This window comes from Nocardia niwae NBRC 108934 = DSM 45340, from assembly GCF_001613465.1.
GTDB classification, from domain to species: domain Bacteria; phylum Actinomycetota; class Actinomycetes; order Mycobacteriales; family Mycobacteriaceae; genus Nocardia; species Nocardia niwae.
This window is the reverse complement of sequence record NZ_BDCK01000030.1, coordinates 72,850-88,779: the sequence shown is the minus strand read 5'-3', so window position 1 is coordinate 88,779 and position 15,930 is coordinate 72,850. Positions and strand designations below refer to the sequence as shown.

Below are 15,930 nucleotides of genomic sequence, written 5' to 3'. Positions count from 1 at the left end.
ATGTGCCTTTCGGGCACGCCGTCCGAACGGCCGGGTCACTCGCCCAGGCGCGCCTCGATGGCCTCGATGATGCGCGGACGCAGTTCGGAGGCGCGGATGATCGCGTCGACCGATCCGACCTCGACAGCACGCCGGATATCGTGCACGCGGTCGAATTCCGCAGCCACATCGGCGAGTTTCTCCGTCCGGACCGACGACCGGATCTCGTCGAGTTCCGCGGTCAGCGAGGCGCGCTCGGTGCCGGATGCGATCGCGGCGCGCGCCTCCAGGTCCCGCACCCGCGGATCGGCCGCGGTGCGGGTGTCGACCTCACCGGCGAACACCACCGCGGCGGCCGGAGCGCCACCGAGCACCGAGGCGAACGAGCCCTCCAGCGCGAGCACGGTCATGTTCGGGTTCAGCGCCTTCGAGAACACCACGAACGCGCCGCCGTGATACCGGGAGATCACGCAGAACACGATGGGGCCGCGGAAGTTGACGATCGCGCGCCCGATTTCGGCGCCGTACTCGAGCTGCAGCTTCCGCATCGATTCGGGCGAGCCGTCGAAACCGGACAGGTTCGCCAGGACGACCAGCGGGCGGTTGCCACTGGCCGCGTTGATCGCCCGCGCGGCCTTCTTCGACGACCGTGGGAACAGCGTGCCCGCGGTGTAGGTGTCGGGCCCGTCGGTGGACGGGAAGCCGCGTCGCGGGACACCCCGCGACTCGATGCCCAACAGGCACACCGGGATGCCGCCGACATGCGCGTCCTGCACCACCGCGGTCTCGGCGTCGGCCATGCCCGCCCAGCGTTCCAGCACCGGGTGGTCCTGGTCGGACAGGGCACGCATCACGGTACGGATGTCGAACGGCTTCTTGCGGTCCCGGTTCTTGGCGGTGGAGAAGATCTCGCCGACCGTCGTGAAATCGCTGTCCGCCGCGACATGCGGGAAGTCGGAGACATCGCGATCGAAGGGGTCGCTGGTCTGCGCTCGCCGCGGCGCGTGCTCGCCGGGCGCGACGTAGGTGTGGTCGTAGTGCGCCATCAACACGTCTCGCGCGGCGGTCAGGTTCGGCGCCCAGTACTGCGCCTGCCCGTTGGGGCCCATCACGCGGTCGTAGCCGCCGATGCCGAAGTTGTCCTCGGCCGACACACCGCCGGAGAAATCCAGCGCCTGCTTGCCGGTCAGCACCATCGCGGACTCGGGCGTCATCACCAGGATGCCCTTGGTGTGCATGAGCATCGTCGCCTCGGCGTTCCAGTACGGCTGCGCACCGACGTTGATGCCCGCGACAACGATGTTGATCTCGCCGCCGTCCTGGGTGAACTCGACGATGCGCTTGAGCGCCGCCGCCACCCAGTCCATGTTCTCCGTGCCGGACCGCATCGAGATCCGGGCGCCGGAGGACAACGCGTACCACTCCAACGGCACCTGCATCCGTTCGGCCAGGTCCATCGCGGCGATCACGCGCCGGCACTCCGGCTCCGACAGCGCGCCCAGCGACTTGGTCGGATCACCGAGCAGCACCACCCGGGTGACGCCTTGCGGATGCCGCTCGGTCCGCGTGGTGACCACGCCCGCGACGATCGCCGCGGTGTTGCGTCCCTTGGGCCGGTCGACCGGCACCAGCGCGTGGTGGTCGTCGAGGTCGTACTCGGCGAAATCACCGAGCAGACCGGTCAGCTCGTACGGGTACACGGTGTTGCGGCTGCTCGCCCGCAGCACCTTCTGCCGGTATTCGTCCAGCGGCTCGACCGGCTCGTCGGTGGGCTCGCCGACGGTCACGTCGGTGCCGCCGGTGGCGCTGAACGTGATGCGGACGGCGATCTTGGCCAGCTCACCCGTCTCCGGGTCCCGCTGCCGCGCGATGAGCAGGATCTCCTCCAGCCCGGCGCCCGCGGCGGTCGGCAGCACGTGCCCGCCGATCGTCTCCAGCTCGGCGCGAGTGACATCGATCGGCGGCCAGATGTACATCACGATGCGGTTGGTGTTGAAGCGTTTCGCCGACGGCCGCTGCGACTGCGCCCGGCGGATCGAGTCGACGCAGGTGGCGATGGTGCTCTCCGCCGTGGGCAGGGCGAGCAGCCTGCCGTCGTGCTCGCGCAGCGCCGCCAGGTCACGGACCTGCGCGAACGCGATGAGGCGATCGTCGGCCGGGTTCTCCTTCGCGACGCACCGGAACAGGTAGATCTCGTCGTCGTCCGAGGACGGCAGCCTGGTGAGGTCGAACTTGCGCAGCCGCTCCAGCTGCATCCGCTGCGCGATGTAGGGGTGCAGGCCGCGGATCAGCCGCTCCTCCGCCATGCCGGTGGCCGACGGGCGGAAGGTGAAGTGGTGGTGCATCACCGCGCCGCCGCTGCCCGCGACCGTGGCGGTGATGCGGTGCACCTGGTTCGGCCACTGGTGGGTGGCGATGACCTCGTGCAGCGCCGCCGCCATCGCGTCGAAGTCGCCGGGCTGCTTCTCCCAGCTGAGGTAGATGTCGGCGTCGATGGACGCGGCGCTCGCGGCCAGTTCGGTGAGCCCGCGCAGCGCGGTGTCGAGCGCGTCGAAACTCACCGCGGTGGACACCAGGCTCGAGCCGGCTCGCTCGGCGATCACGAACGTGCAGCCGCCCACCTCGTGGGTGCGAACGCCGGTGAGTCCCTTGTTGCCGTAGTACCGGCGGGTCAGCACTTCCAGCATGACCGTGTGGTCCGGGTAGCCGCGTTCCAGCCGCTGGCCGAGCAGTCGTACCAGCGGTTCCGTGCTGCGCACCATGTCGGAGATGCGCTCGGCCCGATCGGGGGAGCCCGGGTTCGCGTCCAGGTGGCGCAAGTGCCTGCGGACATTGGTGTAGACCCGTGCGCGGTTACGCCGCAGCAATGGCTGGCCGTACCAGGCGAACACCAGGCCGCGGGTGAGGTCGGCGATCACGGGGAAGCGGACCTGCGTCGTGGCCACGAGCCGCTCCAGCACGAGGCCTACGGGTTCGCGCAGCGCCCGGTCCGGAACCGGCTCCTGCAGCCACTCGCGCAGCAGCGTGGTGATGACCTCGACGGTGTCGGACGGGCGCTGCTGAGCGAGGAAGATCCGGAAGACCGCGGCCTCGAGGTCGGGTGAGCGGTCCAGCTCGGTGACTCCGTAGTGCCCGAGCGCCTTGGCGAGCTTGGCCTGATACGACTCGGGCAGCCCGGCCCGCTCGACGTCGAGGCTCTGCAGATAGGTGTGGAAGTACTCGCGGGCGCTGTGCACGTGGCCTTGGCCGCCGTCCTCGTCCCAGGACCGGTTGTGCGACAGTTCGGCGAGGTCGGCGAACACTTGCACGAGTTCGAGTTCCTCGGCCAGCGGCCTGCGGTTGTCCGCGATGGCGGCCCGGCGCGCGGTGAGGTATTCGTCGAGCACCCGGCGATCGTCGTGCGGGTCGACGTCGAACCCGAGCAGCAGACTGCGCAGGTCCTGCTGACCGCGGGCGGTGCGCTCGTGCGGGCGGACCTGGGCGGGCAAGCCGGGCAGGTCCAGCTCCACCGACTCGGTCGCCGTGGTGTCCTCGGCCTCGTCGTCTTCGCCGAGCGGCTCCAACCGCAGCAGCGGCGCACCGGTCTCCACCTGCGTCCCGACGGAGACACCGCACTCCTTCAGCCGAGCGCGGAACGGCGCGCGCAGCACCGTTTCCATCTTCATGCTCTCCAGCACGAGCACCGGAGCGCCGGCCTCCACCTCGGCACCGACCTCCAGCGGCGTGCCGACGACCAGCGCGGGCGCGGGGGAACGGACGACACCGCCCTCGTCGCGGCTGATTCGATGGGTGACACCGTCGACGTCGATGAGGTGGATCGGCCCGTGCGTGCCGATGGTCAAGCGGTAGCGAGAGCCGTTGACCACGATCTGCCCGGTGTGCCGATCGAAGCGCTCGAGGTCGACATCGGCCGTGTGGATATCGCCGCCGGTCTCGATTCCGATCCGGAACCGGTGGGCGCCGATGCGCGCGACGCGCACACGGTAGCCCGCGCCGCGCAGCTTCAGGTCGAGCGGCCTGCCGCTCTCGTGCTGGACCTGAGGACGCCCGCCCGCGGCGGTGGACAGCAACCGATGCCGCTGGACGCGCTCTTCTTCCTCGTAGGCCTCGATCGCGGCGGCGGCCAGCGCGACCGCCGAGTGGCGATGCGTGACGAGGCGGCCCTCGCCGCGGACGCGGTCGATCCAGCCGGTGTCGGCGCTGGCGTCGATCACCTCGGGCTGGTCGAGCAGGTCGAGCACGAAGCTCTTGTTCGTCGCGCCGCCTTCGATGACTACCCGCGTCTGCGCCACCGCCCTGCGCAACCGGCCCAGCGCCTCGTCGCGATCACGGCCGTAGGCGATGATCTTGGCGATCATCGAGTCGAAGTCGGCGGGAATCGTGTCGCCCTCGCTGACGCCGGTGTCGACGCGGATGCCCGGCCCGGCAGGCAGGTTCAGCCGCGCGATGCGGCCCGGGGCGGGCGCAAAGTCGCGGTCGGGGTCTTCGGCGTTGAGCCGGGCCTCGATGGCGTGCCCGCGTTCGGCCGGGGGCTCGCCCTCGAGCCTTCCTCCGGAGGCGACCAGCAGTTGCGCCCGGACCAGGTCGAACCCGGTGGTGGATTCGGTGATCGGGTGCTCGACCTGCAGTCGGGTGTTGACCTCGAGGAACGCGAACAGCTGGTCACCGGGGTGATAGAGGAACTCCACGGTCGCCGCGCCGCGATAACCCACCGCGATCGCCAGCCGTTCCGCCGAGGCCTTCAGTTCTGCGGCCTGCTCCGGACGGAGCACCGGTGAGGCCGACTCCTCGATGATCTTCTGGTTGCGCCGCTGCACCGAGCAGTCACGGACACCCAGCGCCCACGCCGTCCCCTGGCCGTCGGCGATGACCTGGACCTCGACGTGCCGGGCACCGGTGACGAGCCGTTCCAGGAAGACCACGCCGCTGCCGAATGCCCGCGCGGCCTCCTGGCGGGTGCGCTCGTAGGCGTCGACGAGTTCGGCCTCGTTCGTGATCACCCGGATACCGCGCCCACCGCCGCCCGCGGTGGCCTTCAGCATCAGCGGGTAGCCGATCTCGGCGGCCGATGCCAGTGCGGCGTCCACGGTCTCGACCGGGCCGCGGCTCCAGGGCGCGACCGGCACGCCGACCTCTTCGGCGATCAGCTTGGCGCCGATCTTGTCGCCGAGCTTGCGCATGGCATCCGGGCTGGGGCCGATGAAGGTGACGCCGATCTGTTCGCACAACTCCGCGAACGCCGGGTCCTCCGCGACGAAGCCCCAGCCGACCCAGGCGGCATCGGCGCCGGTCGCCACCAGGGCGCGCTCGAGCGCCTTCAGGTCCAGGTACGGGCGCTCGGACGCCGGACCGAGGTCGTAGGCGATGTCGGCTTCCCGCACGAACGTCGCGGTGCGGTCCACATCGGTGTGCAGTGCGACGGTTTCGATCGGCAGCGCGGTCTCCGCAGCCAGATCTCGGACGGCGTGGATGAGGCGCATGGCCGCCTCTCCCCGATTCACGATGGCGATGCGGCTGAACACTCGCCAGCTCCTTCCTGTCCTAAGCATTGGCCCACTCGAGTGTGCGACCCCGGTCTCGCGAGTGTGCACCCTTAACCCGAATATCTGTACAGCGTGTGGGTGTTACCCGCACGTAGTCGAGAAATAATCCGCTCGAGGCCCCGGTGAGCGGCCGTCGCATCCGGATGATCACAGCATCCGGCATTCCGTAACGAGGCTTGCTACCCACGCGTATCGTTCCTGGCGCAGTGTGCACGTTCTCTCCTGAGCAACCACGCAGTTTCTGCTCGCTACCGCTCGGACGACCCGTCCGGGACGGTTACCGATTCAGACCGCACGGAACCAGGACAAGGAGATCGTCATGAAAGCCACACGTCGCATTCGTCTGGGTCTTCCCCCCTTCCTCGCCGCCGCGGCGGCACTGTTGTTCTGTCCGCCGACCGCCTCCGCGCAGGAGATGTGGAGCTACAACTGTTCGTCGCACTCGCCGGTGTGGGAAGGCAGGGTGACCGCTCTGGAGTGCACGGCGGCGAACGGTGCGCCGATGAGCGGAGAGATCACGCAGCCGTTCATGGTGAACGGTGGCGAGGTCGTGAGCTGCTCGTCCGGATGGGCTCATCTTCCCGACGTGATGGGCAAGGAATGCGGACCTGCGCCGGCGCCGTAGCCGCTCGACCGCGTCGGCGAATGGGCCTTGCCGATTCGGCAAGGCCCATTCGCTTCCCCAGCGGAGGATTCCATGACCATCACAGCCGCCGACCTTTCGCACCTGCGCCGCGGCATCGAACTCGCCCGCGAGGCGCTGGAGGACGGAGACGAGCCTTTCGGCTCGCTCCTGGTTTCAGCCGAAGGGAAGGTGCTCTTCGAAGACCGCAACCGGATCAAGGCCGGTGACGCCACCCGACATCCCGAGTTCGAGATATCGCGGTGGTCAGCGGCCCATCTGCCGCCCGACGAGCGGGCCGCGGCCACCGTCTATACCTCCGGCGAGCACTGCCCCATGTGCGCGGCGAGCCACGGATGGGTCGGCCTCGGCCGGATCGTGTACGCCGTGTCCTCCGGTCAGCTCGTCTCCTGGCTGGCGGAGTGGGGCGTCCCGCGTGCCCCGGTCGCGGCGCTGCCGATCACCGAAGTCGTGCCGGACGCCGTGGTCGACGGGCCGGTCGCCGAACTCGCCGACTCGATCAAGGCTCTCCACCGTGCACGCTTCCCGCACCTGCGGTAGCCGCGGACTTCCGCATGTTCGATCCCGTCCTGTGGGTCGCCGAGCACGAGCCGCAGGTGACCGTTAAACCCGTGGAGCCATGGATCCGCCGAATCCCAGCCCGCGGGACATGATCATTGTGCAGGCACGCTCAGCCGACGGCGACGCCGAACCACTTCGGCAGGTGATCCAGCAGATCCTGCTGATCGCCGCGTCTTGCCGGCACCTCCGAAATGTGTGGCGAGGCCTCCGACACCGACCATTCTGTAACCGCAGAGCCGAACCGCCAGAACGCGATCGCGCACACCAATGGATCGGCACCGCACACAGCTGACACCGTCACGGCGACCCACGCAGCTCCCCATCGATCCACTCCGAGAATCCGCAGGTCCAGCCGCGATTTGGTCCACGCGGAGCGATCCGATAATCTTGCTGAGCACACCGGTCCGGGTGGCGGAATGGCAGACGCGCTAGCTTGAGGTGCTAGTGCCCTTTATCGGGCGTGGGGGTTCAAGTCCCCCTCCGGACACGAAAAAACACGCATTCAGTGCATCTATGCACTGAATGCGTGTTTTTTGTTGCTCCGAGTGTGTGTTCTCGCACATGTTCCGGCCTTTTCTGCTCTGTTTCAGGGCATGGATGCCCTGTTGGGGTGTTTGAAGACTTGCCCGGACACATCCGCGAAGTCGGCAAGCGGTCGCCGGCATCGGACCGTGCCCGATGGGGGTTTGTATCGGTTGACCAGGCTTCGGGGTGCCTGGATGCTGGAGGAGCGCTGCCTGTCGGTGGCAGCGCTGTGGGGGATTCATCCGATGATCTCGGTCGACGAGGAGACGCGTGAACTGGCCAGTCGATTCCCGAATGTACGGGGGCATGAACTCCAAGCCCGCCGATCCCGTCAGCGACCGGCAGCCGGTGTTCCGCCCGTTCCGCAAGCCGGGACCACCTGTTGTGCCCGAGGACGCTGCGGCGTTGTACTACACGGTGACCACCATCGGCGGCAACGGTCGCTTAGCCGACAGCTCGCCACTGAAAAGGCTTGGCTGGGAGCCGAATCAGGCTGTGGCGATCGAGGTGGTCGATGAGGTGATCGTCGTGACCGAGTGCGGCGATGGTCCCTATTCGGTGACATCCCAGCATCATCTGCATCTGCCGGCTGAGGTCCGCCGCTGCTACCGCATCCAGTCCGGTGACCGGCTACTGGCTGTCGCCGCACCCGAACAACGGCTCCTGGTGCTCTATCCGCCCACCAGCATGCATCTCATGGTGCAGCGCCAACACCCGCACCTATGGACTCGATGAAATCGCTAGGCCCGAGTCGCCTCGACCACGCGGCTTTCCGGCCACTACCTGCACTTCACCGCCCCGGCGACAACTCACCGCTCGGGTGACCGAACCGACTGCACAGGACAGCATGAAGCCTGACAAGCTACCTGAACACCTACGACGAACCATCGAACGACTGGAACACATCGTCGTCCACGCCGAGCAGGAGCAACGGCCCATGCCGACCGTCGGCGAGTACATCTCCCGGGTTTCCGAATCTGTGCCCGCTGGCTCCCGCAACACCTACAGCGGCTACTGGAAGCTGGTCGAACAGGCATGGGGCGACCGACGCCTCAACGAGCCCACCATCGCAGACATCACCGAACTGGTGAAAAAACACCAGAACCGCGCTGCCTCGAGATTCAACGCAACAGGCAGCGGTGGCGCTGGCGGTCTGGTCGACGCTCTGCGCTGCCTGTACCGTTTCGCCGAGTACGACGGACTGATCGACCCCTCGCACAACACGGCTCGCCAAGTCCCCAGGCCGCCCCAATCGCGCCGATCCAAACTGCCGCTGAGCATCGAGCGCCTGCACGAACTCGCCGACGTTGCGGAAACAACCGGCAACGACCGAGAACTCTACGGACTGATCGTGCGCCTGCACATGGAGACAGCCTGTCACCGCCGCAGCCCACTACACCTGCACATCGGCGACATCATCCAAGAAGACTGCACCCTGCGCCTGCGCGACGAATCAGGCGATCTGCGCTGGCAACCCATCTCCCCCACCCTTCTGCAGCATCTGCTCGAACACATCGACACCCGCGGCGGCCCCCGCACCACAACCCAAGTACTGCGCGACCACACCGGCCAACCGATCACATACCGCCGCTACGACAACCTCCACAACCGATTCCGCAAGCATCTGCCCTGGGCCGTCGAAGAACGCGTCACCGTCACCCGAATCCGATACACCACACTGAACTACGTAGAACGGCAGTTCGGCAAAGCAATCTCCCGCGCCTACGGAGGCCACCAGCGGCGCAAAGGCAGAAACACCCTCTTCCCCTACAACCGCCCCGGCATCTACGACGTCGCCCGAGCACTGCAATCGCTCACCGGAGAAGAACACCTACTCGCGCGGGGCCCATTTCCTGGGCTCTCCGAGCCGTAGTACATCAAGGTCTATCAGAAGACGGCTCTGGCTCACTCTTCGTTGCGGCCTTTAGATCGAGGCCACCATGGCGATGCCACAGACGGGAAGTGGGGTGTCGATCCCTCCGCCCGGCCGCCCGGAAACACGCTGGTCAGCGGCTTTCCGGTGACATCTGACCTGCTTCTCACATGCAGGTTCACAACATGTCGCTGCATTTCGGTACCGAAGGTAACGGGATTGTGGAGACGGCGTCACCCGTGCGGTGGTGACGGCGTCACCACCGTCCTCGATTAGGTGCTCCTGCGCGTCGCCGTCACCGATCCGCAGACGACGTCGCCGAGATCATGCGCCGGAACACGCATTCGCCCCGTGCCCGGTGTCAACGGAACGCAAATCTTTCACGTTCCGCCGACAGCCCGGCGCGCTGACGAATGTGTGACCTTTGCTGCCTTCATCGGTCGAGATCGTGAGGAGATCCAGCCGAGTATTCGGCAGCCCGGCGGGGGACTCGGCCGAACGCCGGTGGCGCAGAATACATGCGTCCGTGATCGTCATTCGTAATTCTCCTGACCACGGTGGTTCGCAGGCAATGTGGGGTCCTTTCACACGACGGCCCGAGAGTCGTGGCGCTCAGAAGGGACGGGAACGGTCCGGTGCCGTCCTCCCCTTCAGCGAGATTGCCTACCGAACGGCCCTTTTGCGAAGCTCGTGAGCATCGGGTGAGCCGAGCCCCCTCCGTCATCACGCGGGCGCCGTCTCCCGGACAGGATGCTCATGCGCGGAACGGTCCGTGCTCCGGCGAGCCGGGCGAGAGGTGCGGGATGCGGCTGCGTGGCGGGCATCGCCGTTGCCCGGGAGTACCGGTGGCCGACGGCCGGTGATCGCGCGCGTAGCGGCTGCGCCGAGGCGGCGCAGGCCCGGGCCGAAGGACGCGGGATCGACGCTGCGATGTGGTGCGGATACCGAGAAGGCCGCCACCACGGTGCCGTTGCGGCCGAGCACGGGCGCCGCGACGCAGCTGAGCCCGAGCCGGCTCTCCTGGCGGTCGAAGGAGAGCCCGGTGCGCCGGATCTCCGCGAGCTGCGAGGTGAGGATCCCTGGGTCGGTGATGCTGTGCGGAGTGGCGGCCACCAGCGGGCGAGCGGCGGCCGCCCTCGCGGCCTCTGGGTCGTAGGCGAGCAGGACCTTGCCGATGGCGGTTAGGTGGGCGGGCAGCCTGCCCCCGATCCGGGAGGGCGCGGGGATGCTGCGGTGGCCGTACAACTTGGCCAGGTACACCACCTCGGTGCCGGACAGGACGCCGAGATGCACAGTGTGGTGCGACATCTCGTAGAGATCGGCCAGGAAGGGCAGCAGCAGGTCGCGCAGGTGGTCGTACTCGGCCGGCTGACCGGCGCGGCCCAGATGCCGCATCGTGGTGCCCAGCCGGTAGCCGGTCCCGACCCGTTCGACCACCGCGTTGCGTTCCAGCACGCCGAGGACGCGGAAAGCGGTCGACTTGCTCAGTCCGGTGCGTCGGGCGAGTTCGCTGACGCCGGTCCCGGATGGGCGGTGATCGCCGAGTGCGACGAGAAGGCTCACAGCCTTGTCGACGGCGGCCCGGTCATCGCGCGCGCTCATGGTTCCCGGCATGGTCGTACTCCCAGGTGTCCCAGCTCCGATGGCCGGTCGGCCATCCGTGACCTCTATCGTGCGGACCCCCGAGGTGCTAGTCAAGATGACGATATCAATATTAAAAGTGACACCGAGGACCGACTTGAGACACCCCCGGTGTTCGCTGAGAATGACGAAATGAACTCCAGAAGTGACGCCCAGGCCAGCGAGAACGAGCTGGTCGCTCGGAACGTCCGGCGCTACCGCAGAGAGCGCTCCATGACCCTGGGCGAACTGGCCCGGAGGTCGGGGTTATCCAAGCAGACGCTGTCGAAAATCGAGCAGGGGGCGGGGAATCCGACTGTGGAGACGCTCGCGCTGCTGGGCGGCGCGCTGAACGTGTCGGCGCGGCGGCTGCTCACCGAGTGGGGAACCCCGGTCTACGTGCAACGCGGCGCGGACAGCACGTGGACGGCGGAGGGCACCCGCTCCGAGCGGCTGCTCGACGAGGTCTACGGGTCGGGCTACGTGCGCACCCTCATGCTGCGCTTCGAGCGCTCGGGCAAGCAACCCGAGATCATCGACGGGCACTCACTCGGAACGCTGCACCACCTGTACGTGGTGAGAGGGAAAATCCGGACCGGACCGGTGAACGATCCGGTGGAACTCGCCGCGGGTGATTTCGTGCGATTTCCCGGCGACGTGCCACACCTGTACGTCTGTCTGAGCGACCGCGCGGTGGTGCACATGGTGACGACGGTGCCCCAGGTACGCCAGTTCAGCGACACCGCCGCCGGAAACAAGATCGAAGAAGTGAGCTGAGGGCCGGAGGTCAGGTACCGGGGACGTGGTCAAGGTCGATATCGACGGCGGTCACCCAGGTCGGCTCGGCCACCGTCAGCACGAACTCGCCTTCCGGCAGATCGACCTCGACGGTGGGCCGCAGCCCCGCGTCGACAACCGCGGCCAGTGCCTCGTGGTCGTCTGCAGCTACCGCGACCACGATCCGACGACACCCGGGATCAGCCCGCAGGATGGCGGGACCGAGCGCGCCGAGCAGGGCCGTGCGGACCCTCGGCGGCAGCGCCGCCTCGACCAGTACGTCGATGTCGTGCGCGGTCACAGGGTAGGCGAGTGCGAGCCTGCTGTCGGCGCAGCGTTGCAGCCGGACGGGAATCGGGTCGAGACCCGGGCGGTCCATTACAAGTGACAACCCGGTTTCCGAGCGCCGCGGTGCCGAGCACGTCCACGGCGCTTCCGGCTCGGGAACCGGGATCGCCGGGGTGGCGGTCACGGCTGCTCCGACGCGAGCATCCGGCGGATGGTGCGCTTGTCCAGCTTGCCCGCCGCATTGCGCGGCATGGTCTCGACCTTCTCCACTCGGGTGGGCAGCTTGTACCGGGCGAGTCTGCGGGCGGCATGCTCGCGGACGTCCGCCAGTTCGACGGCGGCGCCGTCCGCTGTGCTCAGCACCGCGACTACCGCTTCGCCCCACTTGTCGTCCGCGACTCCGACTACCGCGACGTCGGTGACGCCGCGCAGGTCTGCGAGCGCGTTCTCCACCTCGGCGGGGTAGATGTTCTCGCCACCGCTGATGATCATGTCCTTGAGCCGGTCGACGATGTAGAGAAAGCCGCCCCTGTCCAGGTAGCCGATATCGCCGGAGTGGAACCAGCCCTCGGCGTCGAAGGCCGCCGCCGTGGCCTCGGGGTTGTTCCAGTAGCCGGGGGTCACGTTGGGGCCGCGCACCACGACCTCGCCGGGCGTGCCCGCGGCGACCACGGCATTGGTCGCCGGGTCGACGACGCGCACTTCGGTGTGCGGCATGGCTATACCGGCGGACCCCAGTTTGGTCAGGGCGTATTCGGCCGGTAGGTGGGTGGCGAACGGCGCGGTCTCGGTGAGGCCCCACGCCTGCTGCAGCACGATGCCGTGCGCGGCGTACTGCTCGATCAGGGTCGGGGGTACCGGGGCGGCGGCGACCACGACGCTGTGCAGCGCGGAGAGATCGGCGTCCCAGATCCCGGGCACGCGGGCGAGCGCTGCCAGCATGGCGGGCACCGCGAAGAACGAGTTGACCCGGTGAGTGACGAGGTCTTCCAGGAAGGCGACCGCATCGAAGGCCCGCCGGATCACCGCGGTGCCACCGCGGGTAAGGGTGCGCAGCAGCAGCGCGTTCAGCCCGCCGATGTGGAACAGCGGTGCGACACCGTAGGTGACGTCGTCGCGGCGGGTGTGCAGCCGGGAATCGACATTGACGCCGTTCCACCAGATGTTGCCGTGAGTGAGCACCACGCCTTTCGGTAGCCCTGTGGTACCGGAGGTGAACATGAGCACGGCGGGGTCGTCGAAGCCGCGCGGCACCACGTCGTCGAAGGGGTCGGCGTCCCGCATCAGCTGGTACCACGGTTTCCACGGCGCGACCGGGCCGGCCGGGGCCGGCACCTCGGGGTCGTCGTCGACGAGGAACAGGTGCCGTACGGCGGTCTCCGCGCGCACGCTGTCCACCACCGCGCGGTGCCCCTCCTCGGCCACCACGGCGATCGCGCCGCTCCGGTCGAGTACGGCGCGGAGTTCTGGACCGGTGAGGCGGAAGTTCACCGGGGTGAAGACAGCGCCCACCCGCGCGGCGGCGAACAGTGTGAGCAGGAAGGCTGGACTGTTCATCCCGACGTAGGCGACGCGGTCTCCCTGCCCGATCCCGCACGCGGACAGCACCCCGGCCAGCCGGGCGATACGTTCGTCGAGGTGTGCGTAATCGAGTTCGGTGCCGGGGTAGCTGATGGCGACGGCGTCGGGCTGGTAGCCGACGATCCGGCGGATGGCGGCGGCGGGATTCAAATCGACGGGTGCGCTGGTGGAGGCGGTCATATCGAGAGGTCCTGCGATCGAGATACGACAGTGTCGAGAAGGTTGTCACCACCGGCGGCGGCGCCGAAGCCGCGCACGCCGATGCCGCCGTCGACCGACAATGCCTGGCCGGTGATCGGGCCACTCTGCTCCCGGGCCGCCAGCAGCGCGTAGGGGGCGGTGAAGTCCGCCGGGTCGGTGCTGGAGTCGTGCAGCGGAATCGGCGGAGGGGGCGCGTCGGCGCCGCGCTTGGCGAACGACGCCGCCAGCGAGCGACTCTGCAGCGCAAGCGATTCCGGGCCGCGCAGGTCGGTATTCATGCCACCGCATGCGACGCCGTTGACGCGCACCCGGGGTGCGAGTTCGTAGGCGAGCTGGCGCATCAGGCCCAGGCAGGCGTGTTTGGAGGCGGTGTAGATCGGGCCGCCGCCGTCGACGTAGAACGAGGCGTTGGACAGCGTCATCACGATGCTGCCGCGGCTGCGCACCAGCTCCCGCCACGCCGCTTCTGCGGCGAGCAGGTAGCCCTTGACGTTGATCGCGAACAGCTCGTCGAAGGTGGCCGACAGCTCGGCGGCCGATAGTCGGGTCAGCGAGCGCTTGTAGTCCCAGATCCCGGCGTTGGCGACCAGGGTGTCGAGTTTGCCGAAACGGTCGACGGTTTCGGCGACCGCGGTGTGTAGCTGCTCGGAATCGCGGACATCCGCTGCGACCGCGTGCCAGCGGCCCGGATCGGCCGAGGCGTCGACCACCGCACGCAGCTGATCGAGGTTGCGGCCGACGATGCTGACCTGTGCGCCCTCGGCGACGAAGCGCTCGGCCACCGCCCGGCCGATGCCGGTGCCGCCGCCGGTGATCAGCGCGGAGTAGCCCTCGAGCCAGCCGCTCATGCGTCGGCTCCCAGGAAATCGGTGACCAAGCGCTCGAATTCGGCGGCCCGTTCCAGCTGCACCCAGTGCCCGCAGTTGCCGAACACGTGCAGCTGCACGTCGCGGACGTTGCGCAGCATGATTTGCGCGCCGTCCAGGGTGATGGTGCGGTCGTCGCGGCCCCACAGCAGCAGAGTGGGCGCGGTGATGCGGTGCAGGTCACGCCAGAGCGGGTCCATGCCGTGGCGCTGGGCGAACGCGGCGTTGTAGCGGTGGTAGAACTCGATATGGCTTTCGTCGAGCGAGGCCTCGTAGCGCGCGCGCACCACATCGGCACCGAACTGCTTGTGGTCGAAGACCATGGTGCGGATGAAGTTGGCCATCTTCTTCTCGGTCGGGCCGCCGCCGTTGTAGTAGCGGAACATCTCTTTCTGCCCCTCGGTGGGGGTGGGCCCGAACGGCAGCCACCCGCCGCCGGGCGCCATCAGCACCAGTCGGCTCACCCGCTCGGGTCGTGCCTGGGCCATGGCGATGGCCGCGGCGCCGCCCAGGCTGTTGCCGAGCAGGTGGAACTGATCGACGCCGAGCGAGTCCAGTGCCTGGAACAGCGCGTCCACGGTGATCTCGGTGATCGACCTGGCCTTCAGGTCCGCCTCGGTTGGGCGGTAGCTCGTGCCGAAGCCGGGCTGGTCGGGCAGCAGCACCCGGAAGTGGCGGGTCAGCGCGGGCAGGTTCTGGTGGTAGTTGCTCACGCCGGAGGCGCCGGGGCCGCCGCCGTGCAGCATGACCAGAACTGGGCCGGACCCCGCCTCGGCGACCGAGATGTCACCGAGCGAGGTGGTCACGGTGTGGCGGGTGGTGCTGACGTCGATGTCGCTCACAGGATTCCTCGGATCAGAAGAACGTCGAAATGTTTTTGGACAACAGGATGTTCTGGTCGAGCAGGATGGTGCGCCGCGCCACCTGCAACCGGCCGTCAGTGCGGCGCAGAAGGTCGGTGCGCTGCCCGGCGAAGATGTTCTGTTCGCGTTCGAGCCGATTGCGGTAAAGCAGGAACGCCGAGCGCACGCTCAGATCGTCCGGGCCGAAACCGGGCTGCTCCTCCGGATCGACATGGCGCACCTGCACATTGGTGATCAGGTGCCGGGTGCGCGAGGGCGGGTCCTCGGCCCAGGCCATGCCGGAGTCGAAACGGCGGATCCGCAACGCCAGGCTGTCCTTGGTCTCGTCGTAGTAGGCGGCCTCCCCGCGCGGAGCGATCGAGAGCGCCTGTTGGCGGCGCAATCGGTTGGTGCGCACCGGCATCCAGTACTCGAGGTCGTCGGCGAGCAGGTCCAGCCAATCGGCGAACCGGTTGTCGTCGAGCAGCGCGGCTTCGGTGTAGTAGAACTGCTCGACTACGAAATGGGTGTCGCGGTCGGCGAGGGCGCCCGGCGCGTCCTGCGCTGTGGTGGTGCTCACGATGTCATTCCATCTCTTCAGAAGCGGGGGGTCGAAGACGTCGTTCCGCCT

General features: G+C 68.1%; 12 protein-coding genes and 1 tRNA gene. 6 read left to right on the top strand and 7 right to left on the bottom strand.

Going from position 1 to position 15,930, the window contains the following annotated elements; translation table 11 throughout:
* Nucleotides 1-35: 35 nt before the first annotated feature.
* Complete coding sequence (locus tag NNI01S_RS21310) at nt 36-5,501, bottom strand: ATP-binding protein (protein ID WP_063021893.1); 5,466 nt, start codon at nt 5,499-5,501, stop codon at nt 36-38.
* 340 nt (nt 5,502-5,841) lie between these two features.
* On the opposite strand from NNI01S_RS21310, the gene NNI01S_RS21305 reads away from it, so the two are divergent.
* From NNI01S_RS21305 to NNI01S_RS21280, 5 genes are all read left to right on the top strand, one after another.
* Complete coding sequence (locus NNI01S_RS21305; RefSeq protein ID WP_063021892.1) at nt 5,842-6,147, top strand: hypothetical protein; 306 nt, start codon at nt 5,842-5,844, stop codon at nt 6,145-6,147.
* A 72-nt stretch (nt 6,148-6,219) separates the two neighbouring features.
* Nucleotides 6,220-6,705 carry a nucleoside deaminase gene (locus NNI01S_RS21300; protein WP_063021891.1) on the top strand — a complete coding sequence of 162 codons (486 nt, stop codon included), beginning with the start codon at nt 6,220-6,222 and terminating at the stop codon, nt 6,703-6,705.
* Between the two features lie 423 nt (nt 6,706-7,128).
* A tRNA-Leu gene (locus tag NNI01S_RS21290) sits at nt 7,129-7,213 on the top strand.
* Nucleotides 7,214-7,557: 344 nt separating this feature from the next.
* Nucleotides 7,558-7,986: a hypothetical protein gene (locus tag NNI01S_RS33710; protein WP_063021889.1), complete on the top strand. Its 429-nt coding sequence runs from the start codon at nt 7,558-7,560 to the stop codon at nt 7,984-7,986.
* Nucleotides 7,987-8,071: 85 nt separating this feature from the next.
* Nucleotides 8,072-9,124 carry a site-specific integrase gene (locus NNI01S_RS21280; RefSeq protein WP_157114897.1) on the top strand — a complete coding sequence of 351 codons (1,053 nt, stop codon included), beginning with the start codon at nt 8,072-8,074 and terminating at the stop codon, nt 9,122-9,124.
* Between the two features lie 723 nt (nt 9,125-9,847).
* On the opposite strand, the gene NNI01S_RS21275 is transcribed toward NNI01S_RS21280, so the two are convergent.
* Nucleotides 9,848-10,726 (bottom strand): IclR family transcriptional regulator, encoded by an 879-nt coding sequence (locus NNI01S_RS21275; RefSeq protein WP_245676314.1) that lies wholly within the window; start codon nt 10,724-10,726, stop codon nt 9,848-9,850.
* Nucleotides 10,727-10,897: 171 nt separating this feature from the next.
* On the opposite strand from NNI01S_RS21275, the gene NNI01S_RS21270 reads away from it, so the two are divergent.
* Nucleotides 10,898-11,521, top strand: coding sequence for a helix-turn-helix domain-containing protein (locus NNI01S_RS21270; protein ID WP_063021998.1), 624 nt, complete (start codon nt 10,898-10,900; stop codon nt 11,519-11,521).
* 10 nt (nt 11,522-11,531) lie between these two features.
* Here NNI01S_RS21270 and NNI01S_RS21265 read toward each other — a convergent pair whose 3' ends face one another.
* The 5 genes from NNI01S_RS21265 to NNI01S_RS21245 are packed head-to-tail and all read right to left on the bottom strand — an operon-like array spanning nt 11,532 to nt 15,882.
* Nucleotides 11,532-11,993 carry a GNAT family protein gene (locus NNI01S_RS21265; RefSeq protein ID WP_157114896.1) on the bottom strand — a complete coding sequence of 154 codons (462 nt, stop codon included), beginning with the start codon at nt 11,991-11,993 and terminating at the stop codon, nt 11,532-11,534.
* On the bottom strand, nt 11,990-13,570 hold the full coding sequence (locus NNI01S_RS21260) for a long-chain-fatty-acid--CoA ligase (RefSeq protein WP_063021886.1): 1,581 nt from the start codon (nt 13,568-13,570) through the stop codon (nt 11,990-11,992). Before NNI01S_RS21260 ends, NNI01S_RS21265 begins: the two co-directional genes overlap by 4 nt.
* Nucleotides 13,567-14,439, bottom strand: coding sequence for an SDR family NAD(P)-dependent oxidoreductase (locus NNI01S_RS21255; RefSeq protein ID WP_063021885.1), 873 nt, complete (start codon nt 14,437-14,439; stop codon nt 13,567-13,569). Before NNI01S_RS21255 ends, NNI01S_RS21260 begins: the two co-directional genes overlap by 4 nt.
* Nucleotides 14,436-15,290: an alpha/beta fold hydrolase gene (locus NNI01S_RS21250; protein WP_063021997.1), complete on the bottom strand. Its 855-nt coding sequence runs from the start codon at nt 15,288-15,290 to the stop codon at nt 14,436-14,438. The genes NNI01S_RS21255 and NNI01S_RS21250 overlap by 4 nt, the downstream gene beginning before the upstream one ends.
* Nucleotides 15,291-15,312: 22 nt before the next feature.
* A complete protein-coding gene (locus NNI01S_RS21245; protein WP_063021884.1) occupies nt 15,313-15,882 on the bottom strand; it encodes a 3-phenylpropionate/cinnamic acid dioxygenase subunit beta in 570 nt (189 codons plus the stop codon).
* Nucleotides 15,883-15,930: the final 48 nt, after the last annotated feature.